This is a genomic window from Oceanomicrobium pacificus (genome assembly GCF_009833495.1).
Classification (GTDB): Bacteria; Pseudomonadota; Alphaproteobacteria; order Rhodobacterales; family Rhodobacteraceae; genus Oceanomicrobium; species Oceanomicrobium pacificus.
The window spans coordinates 78,103-91,499 of record NZ_WUWG01000002.1 but is presented as its reverse complement, the minus strand read 5'-3'; the positions used below and the strand labels follow the sequence as shown (position 1 = coordinate 91,499).

13 protein-coding genes are annotated in these 13,397 nt (G+C 65.1%); 3 read left to right on the top strand and 10 right to left on the bottom strand.

Annotated elements, in window-relative coordinates; all coding sequences use genetic code 11:
• Window positions 1-154: 154 nt before the first annotated feature.
• From GSH16_RS06460 to GSH16_RS06450, 3 genes are read left to right on the top strand one after another with little or no spacing between them, the layout of a single operon-like run.
• The gene (locus GSH16_RS06460; RefSeq protein ID WP_160853224.1) at window positions 155-859 is read left to right on the top strand and encodes an ABC transporter ATP-binding protein; all 705 of its coding nucleotides are present in this window, start codon (window positions 155-157) and stop codon (window positions 857-859) included.
• Window positions 859-2,307, top strand: a complete 1,449-nt coding sequence (locus GSH16_RS15995) for an ABC transporter permease (RefSeq protein ID WP_160853222.1) — start codon at window positions 859-861, stop codon at window positions 2,305-2,307. The genes GSH16_RS06460 and GSH16_RS15995 overlap by 1 nt, the downstream gene beginning before the upstream one ends.
• Before the next feature lie 23 nt (window positions 2,308-2,330).
• A complete protein-coding gene (locus GSH16_RS06450) occupies window positions 2,331-2,993 on the top strand; it encodes a DUF3299 domain-containing protein (protein WP_160853220.1) in 663 nt (220 codons plus the stop codon).
• Between the two features lie 30 nt (window positions 2,994-3,023).
• On the opposite strand, the gene GSH16_RS06445 is transcribed toward GSH16_RS06450, so the two are convergent.
• From GSH16_RS06445 to GSH16_RS06400, 10 genes are all read right to left on the bottom strand, one after another.
• The gene (locus GSH16_RS06445; RefSeq protein WP_160853218.1) at window positions 3,024-3,941 is read right to left on the bottom strand and encodes a dihydrodipicolinate synthase family protein; all 918 of its coding nucleotides are present in this window, start codon (window positions 3,939-3,941) and stop codon (window positions 3,024-3,026) included.
• The gene (locus tag GSH16_RS06440) at window positions 3,938-5,137 is read right to left on the bottom strand and encodes a mandelate racemase/muconate lactonizing enzyme family protein (RefSeq protein ID WP_160853216.1); all 1,200 of its coding nucleotides are present in this window, start codon (window positions 5,135-5,137) and stop codon (window positions 3,938-3,940) included. Before GSH16_RS06440 ends, GSH16_RS06445 begins: the two co-directional genes overlap by 4 nt.
• Complete coding sequence (locus GSH16_RS06435; protein ID WP_160853214.1) at window positions 5,137-6,057, bottom strand: dihydrodipicolinate synthase family protein; 921 nt, start codon at window positions 6,055-6,057, stop codon at window positions 5,137-5,139. The genes GSH16_RS06440 and GSH16_RS06435 overlap by 1 nt, the downstream gene beginning before the upstream one ends.
• Entirely contained in the window at window positions 6,054-6,890 is an 837-nt protein-coding gene (locus GSH16_RS06430; protein ID WP_160853212.1) for a carbohydrate ABC transporter permease, read from the bottom strand. The genes GSH16_RS06435 and GSH16_RS06430 overlap by 4 nt, the downstream gene beginning before the upstream one ends.
• On the bottom strand, window positions 6,890-7,834 hold the full coding sequence (locus GSH16_RS06425; RefSeq protein WP_160853210.1) for a carbohydrate ABC transporter permease: 945 nt from the start codon (window positions 7,832-7,834) through the stop codon (window positions 6,890-6,892). The genes GSH16_RS06430 and GSH16_RS06425 overlap by 1 nt, the downstream gene beginning before the upstream one ends.
• A complete protein-coding gene (locus tag GSH16_RS06420) occupies window positions 7,831-8,646 on the bottom strand; it encodes a phytanoyl-CoA dioxygenase family protein (protein ID WP_160853208.1) in 816 nt (271 codons plus the stop codon). Before GSH16_RS06420 ends, GSH16_RS06425 begins: the two co-directional genes overlap by 4 nt.
• A gap of 88 nt (window positions 8,647-8,734) precedes the next feature.
• Window positions 8,735-9,988: an extracellular solute-binding protein gene (locus GSH16_RS06415; RefSeq protein ID WP_160853206.1), complete on the bottom strand. Its 1,254-nt coding sequence runs from the start codon at window positions 9,986-9,988 to the stop codon at window positions 8,735-8,737.
• Between the two features lie 94 nt (window positions 9,989-10,082).
• Window positions 10,083-11,510, bottom strand: coding sequence for a sulfatase family protein (locus GSH16_RS06410; RefSeq protein ID WP_160853204.1), 1,428 nt, complete (start codon window positions 11,508-11,510; stop codon window positions 10,083-10,085).
• Window positions 11,507-12,319 carry an SDR family NAD(P)-dependent oxidoreductase gene (locus GSH16_RS06405; RefSeq protein WP_235913055.1) on the bottom strand — a complete coding sequence of 271 codons (813 nt, stop codon included), beginning with the start codon at window positions 12,317-12,319 and terminating at the stop codon, window positions 11,507-11,509. Before GSH16_RS06405 ends, GSH16_RS06410 begins: the two co-directional genes overlap by 4 nt.
• Window positions 12,316-13,395 (bottom strand): ABC transporter ATP-binding protein, encoded by a 1,080-nt coding sequence (locus tag GSH16_RS06400; RefSeq protein ID WP_160853202.1) that lies wholly within the window; start codon window positions 13,393-13,395, stop codon window positions 12,316-12,318. Before GSH16_RS06400 ends, GSH16_RS06405 begins: the two co-directional genes overlap by 4 nt.
• Between the last annotated feature and the right edge of the window lie 2 nt (window positions 13,396-13,397).

Here is a 13,397-nt window from a genome sequence, read left to right as displayed (position 1 = left end):
CGAAGCTCCCTCTCCTGCCCGTGCCATAACACGGCAGCGGTCGCCGCGTCATGCCGATCGTCACACCCGTGGCCACCAACTCTTCGTCTGACACATTCGTGACGGGCGGCTTACAGGCTGGAAAACCGATCCGGCTTTGGCTAGGGATTCTCCCATGTCCCAGACCGCCCCACAGCCCGCTATTTCCGCCTCCGGCCTGCGTTTCGTCTGGCCCGGACAGGCGGCTCCGACACTTGATATTCCCGCCTTCTCGCTTGATGCGGGCCAGAGCCTGTTCCTCTACGGTCCCAGCGGTTGCGGGAAATCAACCTTTCTTGCCGCGCTGGCCGGCGTGCTCGACCCCGGCGCCGGCCGGATCGAGATTGCCGGGATCGACTTGTCATCCCTTGGCGGAGCAAAACGCGACCGCGTGCGGGCCGACCATATCGGGATGATCTTTCAGGTCTTCAACCTGGTGCCCTGGCTCGGCGCGCGGGACAATGTGCTTCTGCCCTGCCGCTATTCCGCGCGGCGCAAAGCGTCGGCAGGACCGGACCCGAAGGCAAGCGCCGACCGGCTGCTGGCAGAGCTCGGTCTCGACGATCCCGCGCTCGCCACGGCACCTGCGCGGACACTCAGCGTCGGGCAGCAACAGCGCGTGGCGGCCGCGCGTGCGCTCATCGGCGCGCCCGAGGTGATCCTGGCGGACGAACCCACATCCGCCCTCGACGAGGCCGCCAAGGTCCGGTTCATCACCCTGTTGCGGGCCGAGGCAGAAAGCGCCGGTGCGGCGCTGCTGTTCGTCAGCCATGACCGCAGTCTGGAACCGCATTTCGATGCATCGCTCGACTTCGAGGCGCTGAACGGAGGGGCAGCCTGATGTTTGGTCTGGCGTTCGGCAGCCTCTGGAACCGCCGGTTCCTCGCGGCACTCACGATCCTCTCCATCGCGCTCAGCGTCGCACTGATCCTTGGCGTGGAGCGCCTGCGGAACGAGGCACGCAACGGATTTGCCAACTCGGCCTCCGGCATCGACCTGATCGTGGCCCCGCGCGGCAACAGCGTGCAGATCCTGATGGCCACGGTATTCGGCGCCGGCTCGACCGGCACCGGCCTGACATGGGACACGTATCAGACGGTCGAGGCGCTCGATCAGGTCGGCTGGGCCGTGCCCATGCAGATGGGCGACAATCATCGTGGCTATCCGGTCATCGGAACGGAGCGCAGCTATTTCGACCATTTCCGCCATTCCGGCGGACAGATGCTCGAATTTGCCGAAGGCCGCCCCTTCGGCGCGGGCGAGTCCGAGGAAGCCGTGATCGGCGCGGATGTAGCCGAGCGGTTCGGCTACGGTATCGGCGACGTGATCGTCAACGCGCACGGGCTTGGCGACGTGTCCTTCGACATGCATGACGAAGCGCCGTTCGAGATTTCGGGCATCCTCGCCCGCACCGGCACGGCCACCGACAAGATGGTCTTCGTCTCGCTCGCCGGATTTGACGAGATCCATGCCGAACGCACCCCGCCCGAGGCGGACCCGTTCGCGGCTGAAAGTATTGCGGCGGCCCCTGACGCGCCGGCGCAGGACGTAGACCATGAGGGCGCGGATGGCCATGACGCCGAGGCCGAGCATGGGCACGACGAGACGCATGCGGACGGCGAGGACCATGACGACCACGGCCACGCGGACGAAAGTCACGGCGAGGATGATCACGATCACGCGGATGACGCACATGGCGACGATCAGGAGGATCCACATGACCATGCGCACGAGCCGGACCAGATCAACGCGATCTATGTCGGCCTCAAGGACCGCCGGGCCATTCTCGGGCTTCAGCGGCAGCTGACCGAGTTGCGGACCGATCCGGTCTCGGCGGTGATCCCTGCTGTGGCTCTGGCCGAACTCTGGTCGATCACCGGCACGGCCGAACGCGCAATGCTCGTGATGGGCTGGGCGGTGGCCCTTGCGGGGATGATCGGCATGATCGTGATGCTGTCTGCCACGCTGGAAACCCGCCGCCGCGAATTTGCGATCCTGCGCTCTGTCGGGGCGACGCCGGGAAGCATCACCGGCATGATCGTGACCGAGGCCGCGCTCCTGATGGCGGGCGGCATTCTGGCGGGCCTTGCCCTGCTCGCCGCCGCAACGGCGCTTGCCAATCCGGTCCTGTCGGCACGGTTCGGCCTGTCGCTGCCGCTCTGGATTGACGTTCCTCAAGATCTGGGCATCCTGTTGGGTCTGTTCGCCGCTGGCCTTGTCGCCGCGCTGATCCCCGCCGCGCGGGTCTATCGCATGACATTGGCCGACGGCCTGTCGATCCGGCTCTGACCGGCATCACTGGAGAGAGTTGCATGAAACTGGTTCCGACACTTTGCGCAAGCGCACTGATCGCATGTCTGCCGCTCGGCGCGGCCGCCGCGCCAGCGACCATCGGCTGGGAAGAGCTGATGCCGGCTGAGATGTTCGAAATCGACAATCCGTTCGAGGAATTGAACGCGGACCAGATGAACGGGCTGCGCACCATCCTCGGACTCGAAGCGGCGGGCGATGCTGCCGACGCTGCCGATCTTGAGCGCGCCGCCGAGATTCGCGCCGAACTGGCCGCGGACGGACTTGACGTCGACTGGCTCTTCGAGAAACGGCTCGAGATCATGAGCGCGCGCCGTGCCGCGGAAACCAGCGTGAACGCCGATGTCGTGGACCGCCAAATCCGCATGCCGGGCTACCTGCTGCCGCTCGACGTTGTGGGCCGCAAGGTGCACGAGTTCCTGCTCGTCCCGACAGTCGGGGCCTGCATCCACGTACCGCCGCCGCCTGCCAACCAGATGGTGCATGTGACCTTTGCCGAAGGGATCGAAGCCGGCGGCCTTTACGAGCCTGTCTGGATCGAAGGCACGCTCCGGTCGGAACAACTGGTGGAAGATGTCACGCTCAGCGACGGACAGTTGGCGGTCGAGGTGAGCTATTCGATGGAAGCCGACTCTGTGGTGCCCTACACGAGCCCGGAAAACTGACGGCGCAGACCGCGCCGCCAGATCTTTGCGTCAGGCCGCTTCGGTCGGCCGGCGCAGCCGCGCTGCCTGCGCAATATCGGCCGCAAATTCGGCCATCTGGGCCAGCCCGAATTCGGTCGGCTGCAGCGCAGGCGTGCGTTCGGTCGAAATGGTGATGCCGGCCTGCTCGGCAAAGAGCCGTTTTCCGTAGCAGAGCATCCCAGGCACCGACCGCGACATGAAGACGATTGCCGGCAGAAGGCGGCGGTGGATCTCCATCGCACCCGCACGGTCACCGGCGCGCCAGGCCTCGTACATGGCGATCTGCGCGGGCAGGAAATCGGGCGCGGGGATGAGCCCCGCCCCGCCCGAGGCGAGCAGCGCGGGAAATTCTATCCCGCCATGGCCGCCAAAGACCGCGAAAGCCCCGTCCGACCCCTCGATCACGCGGGCAATGTCGACCGACCAGCCCTCTCCCTTCAGGAGCGAGATATTGGGATGGGCCTTGTGCAGATCGATCAGGCCCTGCGCGCTCAGCGCCACGTCGAGATTGACCGGATTGTTCTGCACCGCGACACCGATATCGATCGCGTCGGCCACGGTGCCGAAGAAGCGGATCAGGTCGGCAGCTGACGTTCCCTTGATCGGCGGCGGTTGCAGGATCACCCAGTCAGCGCCCGCCCCGGCGGCGGCGCGGGAAAAGGCGATCTGTCCCTCGATCGACGGTTCGGCCACGGTCACCGCATAGGGCACACGACCCGCGATCTGCGCGCCGACCATCTCCACGAGGTTCAGCCGCTCGTTGACGTCCATCTTGTGCACTTCGGTCACCAGACCGAGCACCGCGATCCCGTGCGCGCCCTGATCGATGCAATAGTCGACCTGCCTCGCCATCGCGTCGCGGTCGAGCCGCCCGTGATCGTCCCAGAAAGCGTAGAGGATCGGGTAGATGCCGTGGCGTTTGGTCATGAAAGCCCCCGTACATGCTGCAGCAGCGCGTCATTCGGCTCGACGCCGAGGCCCGGCCCGGTCGGGATCCGGTAGTGACCGGCCTCGCAGCCCATGTCGCCATCGGTGAAGTCGAGATTCCGGTCGAAAATCGAATGCTGGTATTCATGATACGGCACGCGCTGGAGCGCCGCCGTTGCCTGAAGACTCGCCGCCATGAAGAGCCCCATCGAGATCGAGGCATGCGGGATCAGTTTCTTGTGGAAGGCCTGCGCCATCTGGCCGATGCGGGCGAACTGGGTGATGCCGGTATGGCCGATCTCGGGTTGCAGGATGCCGCAGGTCGCCGCCATCAGGCGCGGACGGACCTCGTAGACCGTGCGCCATTCCTCACCCAGCGCCAGCGGGACGCCGATGCCCGCCGCAACCCGTGCCTGCCCCTCGATATCCTCGGCCTGGCAGGGCGCTTCGGCAAAGTAGAGATTGTAGGGCTCCAACCGGCGGATCAGGCGGATCGCCTCGCTCGCCTCGAATTTCCAGTGCAGATCGACCATCAGGTCGACCTCGGCGCCGACGGCCTCGCGCAGCGCTGCCATCTCGGCCACGATCCCCTCGTCAGAGACGGCCGCGGCAAACTTGATCGCGCGATAGCCCTTGGCCACCCATTCCTGTGCCAGATCGCAGCGTTCCTGCAATGTGGCGCGCGGCAGGCCCGACACATAGGCCGGCAGCGTCCGGTGCCGCGCCCCGCCGAGCAGTTGCGCGACAGACAGGTTGGCGCCCTTGCCATAAAGGTCCCAGACCGCGATATCGACGCCCGCCAGAGCATCGACATAATAGCCGCCGAAGAAGCCGCGCACGCGCATCAGGTCATAGAGATCCTCCCAGATCACCATGGCCTCTGACGGGCAGCGACCGACCAGAACCGGCGCGAGCAGATTGTCGATGATGGCTGTCACCGCCTCGGGCGCAGCAATGCCGTAAGTCTCGCCCCAGCCGATGCGGCCGCTCTCGCCGGTGATCTTCACCAGCACAGACATGTCGGATGCCGGATAGATCGACCGGTTGCCCTTGCGGATCAGATAGCCCTTCTCGTTGATGAACTCGCCGTCGCGGAGCGGGCCAAGATAGGGCACCTCACGCGGGATCGAGACGATGAAGCTCTCGACCTTGGCGATCCGGTCAAGCGGTTGGGGGGACGTGTCGGATCGAGTCATTATTCAGCGGCCTTTCTCGGGGCAAGTTCATAATCGTTCAGTTCGGGGGCGATCTGGTCGAGCAGCGCGAAAAGCTCTGCCCGGTCGCCGGTGTCCATCCGCGGACCTTTGCCGCGCACATGTGTGGCGGAGATCACGCCACGGGCCTTCAGCACGGTCTTGGTCATGTCCATGCGGAAGATCGCCTGGAAGTTCAGGAGCGGCATCGTCACCATGAAGAGGCGGCGGGCCTCGGCCTCGTCACCGGCTGCCCAGGCGCGGACGAGCCGCACATGCAGGTCCGCCAGTTCGCTCGCCGGCAACGTGCCGAGCGAGCCGCGCGCCAGTTCATCCGTGATGTAGCGCCCGCCAGCACCGCCGAAGACGCCCTTGATGGATGCGCCCGCTGCATCGGCGATGCGGGTCAGGTTCTGACCGCAGGGCATCGTCTCTTCCTTCACATAGTCGATCCCGTCCCGTGCGGCGAGACGTGCCACATCCTCGGGCGGCAGTCCGGCCCCGATCGGCACGGGCGCGTTCTGCAACATGACCGGAATGGTTGCAGCACCGGTCACGGCGGCAAAGAACGCGTCCTGCGCGGCCAGATCCTTGCCCGCGACACCCGGCGCCATGACCATGGCCCCTGCCGCACCGGCGGCGGTGCCGCTCTCCAGATGGCGCGCCACGCCGGCCGGGTCGGCGTCACTCGCGCCCACGATGAACGGGACACGGCCCTTCACGCGCCGGCCGAGCCGGTCGACCAGCATCGCGCGCTCGTCGGCGCTCAACGTATCGACCTCGGACGCCACGCCGGGAAAGACGACACCGTCCACATCCACCGACAGGCAGAAGTCGATCACATTGTCGAAATCGTCCGGTGCGACCGATCCGTCATCATTGAAGGGGGTGCAAAGGACGGGAAAACATCCGCGCAACGTCATTTGACTGCTCCTGCGGTCACGCCTTCGATAAAGAACCGTTGCAGCCCCATGAAGGCGAGGATGACCGGAACGGACGCCAGGATGGAGGCCGCCATGGCGCCGCCCCAGTCCGAATGGCTGTCATTGAGATAGGTGAGCAGGATGCCCGGCCCGACGGTGCGCTTGTCCTCGCTGACAATCAGCGTCAGCGAATAGAGCAGGTCGTTCCAGCTCCACATGAAGCTGTAGAGGAACACCGTCACGATCGGCGCGACCGAGATCGGCAGGACAATCGTGTGGAAGATCCGCAGGTCAGACGCCCCGTCGGCGCGCGCCGCCTCGATCAGCTCGTTCGGCACCTGGCTGAAATAGCTGTAGAGCATGTAGGTCGCCACCGGCAGCGCGAAGACGATGTAGGACAGCATCAGCCCGCCCCGCGTGTCGAGCAGCCCCCAAGTCGTGAACATCGGGTAGATGGTGATGAGCAGCAGCCCGAAGGGGAACATCTGCGCCGAGAGCATGAAGAGCATGATCGGACGCCGCCCGAAATAGCGGTATTTCGCGAAGGAGTAGCCCGCATAGACCGCCATGGTGCAGTTGATGACGGCCGAGCCGAGCGACACGAAAAGCGTGTTGCCAAGCTGGAGGAGCAACCCGCCCTCGCTCAACGCGTAGCGGAAATGTTCCAGCGACCATGTGTGTGGATAGACGGTCGGGATGATCCGGTAGAGTTCCTCGTTGGTCTTGAAGGCCGAAATCAGCAGCCAGTAGACCGGAAAGAACAGGAAGAAGCCGATCACGAGCGCGGTGGCGCCGAAGCCGATCTTGGCCTTGGTGGAGGTCAGGTCGAGCATCATTCCGTGCCCTTCATCAATTCGCGGAGGTAGAAGTAAGCGGGCGGCAGGATCGTCGCGACCCAGACCACGCCAACGGTGGCGGCCATGCCGATATCCCACTGCTCGAACGCGCGGCGGTAGACCTCGATCGACAGCACCGTCGTGGCCCGGACAGGACCGCCGCCGGTCAGCGCCCAGATCGTATCGAAATGCTGCAGGTTGCCGACCATGCCGAGCACGACCGTCACCATGATGACCGGTTTCAGATGCGGCAGCACATGGTGGGTCAGGATCTGCCAGTTGCCGGCCCCGTCGACGCGGGCGGCCTCCATCTGTTCGCGGTCCATGCTTTGCAGACCGGCGATGAAGAAGGCCATGAAGAGCGGGACCGAGAGCCAGACCTTGGCAATAACCACGGCGGCCATAGCGCCGGCAGGCGTCGACAGATAGGCCAGCGGATGTTCCAGAAGCCCAAGCTCCATGCCGAGCGCGTTGATCAGCCCGTAGCGCGAGTTGAAGATCCACCCCCAGATGAATGCGGCCACGATCGCGGGCATGACCCAGGGCATCAGCGACAGGCCGCGCAGCACTGTGCGGCCGGGGAACGGATGGTTGAGGATCAGCGCCCAGCCGAGCCCCAGCAGGATCGAGAAGAAGGTGGCGAGACCGACGAAGATCATCGTCGTGAAGAAGGAGGAAATGACCGCGCCATCGGTCAGAACCTCGACGAAATTGTCGATGCCGTTCCATTCCGGCTCCGACATTTCGATCGTGTAGGCGTAGAAGGACAGGCCGAGCGCTTCAAGGAAGGGGAAGAGCACGACAATGCCGAAAGCGGCGAGCGCTGGCACCAGCAACAGGAGTCCGAACCGGCGCTCCGCCGCTTTCAACCCGCCCCGTCGCGCTTCGGGAGAGACGCGGGTCGGGGCGGTCATTTCAGAAGTGTAGGTCATATCGCTCATGCGGCCGGAGAGGCCTTGGCAAAGGGGCGTTGCGCGTCGATGGGCTTGTCGAGCCAGTCCATCACGCGGTCATCATCGAGCGGGTCGATCGGAGTGATCTTGGTGTTCGGCTTGTCGAGGATCGACGGATTATCGGCCCGCGAATAGCAGCAGAGCAGCACATTGCGTGTCCGGTCGGACGTGTTGGCCGACGAGGAATGCAGCGTGTTGCCGTGGAAGAAAAGCGCGTCGCCCGGGTCCATCTCGGCGTAGACAAGCTCCATCCGCTTCATTGCGGCTTCGACGCGGCCCATGTCGGCGCCGACCTGCTCCTTGTTGATCCCGTGCTCGATACGGCCGAGCTTGTGGGAGCCTTTCAGCACCTGAAGGCAGCCGTTTTCCTTGCGGCACGGGTCGAGCGCGATGAAGACCGACGCCATGTCGGGCATCAGGAAGCCCGAGCGGTACCAGTAGCCGTAATCCTGATGCCAGTCCCAGGCGCCGCCCACCTTGGGGCGTTTCAGGGTCAGCTTGGAATGGAAAAAGGCCGCTTCGCCGCCCAACATGGCGTTCATGCTGTCGACGATCCGGCGCGACCGGGCCAGCGCGCCGAACATGTCGTCGCCCAGATCCTGCCAGAGCGCCAGTTCTGTCGTCGCGCCGCTGGCGTCGGTCCGGCCATAGACGGCGTCGGCAATCGATTTGTCGTTGTTCACAACCGCATTGAGGGCCGTGACCTCTTCGGCGGACAGCAACCCCTTGCGGATCACGTAACCGTCGCGTTCATAGTCGGCCAGTTCAGGGGCCGTCAGACTTTGGGTCGTCGAAGACATGTCTCACTCCTGTATGTCCGGGGGTCGGGTCTTTATGCCCGCCCCCGTCCGCGTGGGACGGGAGCGGGCGCTCCGGGGGGAGTTTCAGTTACTCCAGCGCCTCTTCGAGGCGGGCCTGCAGATCGTCGGCAGCTTCCTGCGGCGACTTCTGGCCCAGAAGTGCGGCCTGCACCTCTTCACCGATCATGTCGGAGATGGCACCACCGTTGGAGAGCGGCGCGATCGGGTTCGGACGCGGAGCCACGGCGGCCTCGGCCCAAGCGGTCAGATAGGCGTCGCTTTTCACCGTATCGCTGGCCAGCGCCGATGTGGTCGGCGGCAGGGCGCCCCCGCCCACGGCGAAGTCGATCAGGACCTCGTCGGACAGGATGTTCTGCACGAACCCGGCGGCGGCACTGTCGCCGCTGGCATTGTCGTCACCAAACATGACGAGCACATGGCCCCACTGGATCGCAGCCGGCGTGCCGTCGGCCGCCAGCGTCGGCGTTTCCATCGGCATCACGTTGGGGATATATGCGTCCCCCTGACCGGAGAAGTCGGCGGCGAATTTCTTGGCGCTCGGCGCGTCGAAATAGAAGGCCGTTGCTTCCTGGCCGAAGAGCCGGCGCGCGTCGGGGCGGTCGATTTCCGGTGCCGACAGACGGTCGTTCATCAGGCCGACCATGAAGTCGATCGCGGCCACGCCCGCTTCGGAATTCACATCCGGCTTGCCGTCCGGACCGATCACGTCGGCGCCGAAGGTCCAGGCCCAGATCAGATAGTCGAGCAGGATCGAATTGTTGTTCTTGGTGGCCATGCCATAGGGCACCGAGTTCGGGACCGTATCGCGGACCTTTTCGAGCGCGGCGCGGAATTCCTCGACCGTCTCGGGGATGCCGTCAACGCCGGCGGCTTCCAGCACCTGCTTGTTGGCGACCATGCCGATCGTGCCGGCAATCCACGGCAGCGCAACCTGCTTGCCGTCGACCTGCCCCATGGCAAGGAAACCCGGCGGGAACTGCGCTTCCAGCGCGTCCTTGCCGAACACCTCGTTCAGATCGAGGATCTGGTCGATATTTGCGATGGTCGGCAGGAACCGGCCCTGCACCTGCATCACGTCGGGCAGCGTGTTGGTCCGTGCGCGCAGGAATGCGTTCTTGTTGATGTCGCTCCATGCATAGCCGATCGCCTCGACCTCATGGTCGGAGCTGGCGGCGTAGTTGTCCATCAGCGCCTGGATGCGGTCGCGTCCGGAATCCTCGGTAAAGGTCCAGTTCATGAACTCGACCGTGTCGGCCTGGGCCGGCACCGCGACAGCCGCGGCCAGCAGGCCCGCCGTCAGCGTTTCTCGAATCAGTTTCACAGTGTCTTCCTCCCTGAATCATTGTTTGGAACACAGTTCCAATTTCTCTTTTAGCCGAGCTTCGCCGTTCCGGCAAGTTTTTTGAAACTCGGTTTCAGTTTATTGGCGCAGGATAGGGACGCTGCCAGCCGCGCCCGTAGAAATCATGGTCCGGACCGGCCTGCGCCTCGGCCACTTTCTTGTCGGCATGGGCCGCGGCAAACCCGTCAAGCACGGCTAAGGTCAGCGCGTGATCGAGTACAGCCTGAATCTCCGGCTGGTCGCCGATCCGGTTCTGCTGCTCCTGCGGATCGCGGGTCAGATCGAAAAGCGCCACGGTGCCGTTCCGGTACCGCACCAGCTTCCAGCCGAGCCCCCGCGCCATCATCCCGTGGACGGTCGCGCCGGTGATGATCCGGTCCCGGTCTATGTCGCCCAGCCGCCGCCCGCGCGCATGGCACGGCACCTCGACGCCGGCCCAGTCGAGGAAGCTCGGGTAGAGATCGAGGAGCGAGACGGCACGCGCCTCCACCCCGGGTGCGGGGGCGCGGAAATCGGCCACGATGAGCGGCACGCGGATCGCAGGCTCATGGAAATAGGTTTTCCCGACCAGCCCGAAATCGCCCAGATAATCCCCGTGATCGGAGGCGAAGATAACGATCGTATTGTCGAGCCGCCCGCTCTCGCGCAACGCGGCGATGATCGTGCCGACATCCTGATCGAGCCGTTCCACAAGCGCGGCATAATGGTGGCGGATGCCGCGCACATGCGCGTCGGTCAGGTCGGAATAGTCGATATCCGCCCATCCCCGCTTGTAGGAGGCGACGAACGCCGCGTGATGGGTCGCGCTTTCGGCCGTCCGCGGCAGGGGTGCCGGCAGGCTGGCCGGATCGATGCTGTCGAGCGCCTCGCGCGGGGGGTCGTAGGGGCAATGTGGGCCGGGAAAGCCGACCATCATCGCAAGCGGGCGGTCGGGGTCGGCCGCGCGGATCGCTTCCGCCGCCTGCCCCGCCACCCAGCGGTCGACCTGATAGGGTTCCGGCAGGTCGCTGATGCTGGCGCCCTTGCCGTCCACATAGCCTTCCTGTTCGCGGGCATGGACCTTGCGCAGGCCGGCCGCCCGCAGGGCCGCGTCGTAATCGTCGCGGATATGGATGTGGCGCTTGTCCTCGGCGATCACGCGCGTGTCAAAGCCTTCGGAAATGTCCCACGGGTAGAAATGCATCTTGCCGATGGCTGCCGTCGCATAGCCCGCAGACGCCAAATGGTCGGGCCAGGTCCGCAGCCCCATTGCAGGCCGGTCGGGGCGCGGCCAGTGCAGATTGTCCATCACGCCGCAGCCCATGGCCGACTGGCCGGTCAGCATCGAGGCCCTTGCCGGCACGCAAATGGGCGACGGGGAAATACAGGTCTCGTAGCGCAGGCCGGCTTCGGCCAGCGCGTCGATATGCGGCGTCTTCAGGAACCCCGCGCCGTAGCAGCCAAGGAAATCCGGCCGCAACTGGTCGGGCAGCAGAAACAGAATATCGGGCTGGCGGCTCATGTCACGCCACCGTCCACGACGAAGGTCTGCGACGTGATCATCCGGCTGTCATCGGCCGCGAGGAACAGCGTCATCCGCGCCACGTCCGGTGGCAGCAGGAAGGATTTCAGGCATTGCCTTGTCAGGTAGTCATCGAACTTGTCGGCGTAGATCGCCTTGGCGCGGCTCACTTGCCGCTCGGTCAGGATCCAGCCCGGCGCGATGGCATTGACGCGGATGCCCCGCGGCCCCAACTCGCGGGCCAGCGATTTCGTCATCCCCTGTACCGCCGATTTCGCGGTTGTATAGGCAATGAGTCCCGCCGCCCCCTGCATCCAGCTGGTCGACCCCATATTCACAATGGCGCCGCCTGTGGATTCCAGGTCATCGAACAGCGCCTGCGCTGCAAAGAACTGGTGGCGCAGGTTCACCGCCATCCGGTCGTCCCAATAATCGGGCGTCACCTCGGCCGCCGGCAGCCGGTCGTCATTGCCGGCATTGTTCACCAGCGCCTGCACCGGCCCGCATGTTTCGCGCAGCGTGTCGACAGCGCCGCGCAGTGCTTCGATGTCGCGCAGGTCAGCCACTGCGAATGCCGGCCGGTTGCCGGTGGCCGTCTCGCAGACACCGGCGACCCGCTCGGCCGCCTGCCCGTCTATGTCGATAAAGCCGACGCGCGCGCCCTGCGCGCAGAAAGCCGCGACCAGATACATGCCGATGCCGGACGCGCCGCCGGTGATGATGACGCCCTTGCCGTCAAGCGAGGGGTAACGCGCCTCGTCCACCGGATGGGGGACAAGTTCGGGATGGTCGGAGGTCTCCAGCATCATGCCGCGTTGGCCTGACCCTGTGCGAGGTCCACCGCCTGCCCGTCCGAGTCGAACCCGTAGGCATCGGCCAGATCGAAGGTGACGGAAACGCGGGACAGGCGGTCGAGCCGCTGCTCGCCGGGAAGGCGAACCATGAGCGGCCGGTCGGCGCCTTCCACGGCAAGGATCGCGAATGTGTCGGAGCCGAGATGCTCGGTCGCCTCCAGAACGCCCTCGATCCGGCCGTCACCGTCGGTGCCGATCCGCAGATGTTCAGGCCGCACGCCGATCTCGGCCAGACCCGCCGGCGGATGGGCGACAGACAGACGGCCGCCGGGCAGCGTGACGCTGCCGGCCTGCGTATCGGCTTTCAGGAAATTCATCTTCGGCGAGCCGATGAAACCGGCAACAAAGCGGTTGGCCGGACGCTGGTAAAGCTCGATCGGCGAGCCGACCTGCTCGATCCGGCCGGCGTTAAGCACGACGATCTTGTCGGCCAGCGTCATCGCCTCCACCTGATCGTGGGTCACATAGATCATCGTGGTGCCGAGCCGTTCCTTCAGCCGCGCAAATTCCATGCGCATATCGACGCGCAGCGCTGCATCGAGGTTGGAGAGCGGCTCGTCGAACAGGAAGACCTTGGGCTCGCGGACGATGGCGCGGCCGATGGCGACGCGCTGGCGCTGGCCGCCGGAAAGTTGCCGCGGCTTGCGGTCGAGCAGCGGTTCGATCTGCAACACCGCAGCGGCTTCCTGCACCCGGCGGGCGATCTCGTCTTTCGGCTCGCCCGCGAGTTTCAGCGCGTAGCCCATGTTCTGGGCGACCGTCATATGCGGATAAAGCGCGTAGGACTGGAACACCATTGCGATGCCGCGCTTCGACGACGGCACGTCGTTGACGATCTCGCCATCGACGGCGATCTGCCCGTCCGAGACCTCGTCCAGACCGCAGATCATCCGCAGAAGCGTGGACTTGCCACAGCCCGAGGGGCCGACAAAGACGACGAATTCGCCATGCCCGATGCTCAGGTCGATATCCTTCAGCACCTCCACGGTGCCGTAGCGCTTCCAGAGCCCGTTGATTTGCAGATCTGCCATTT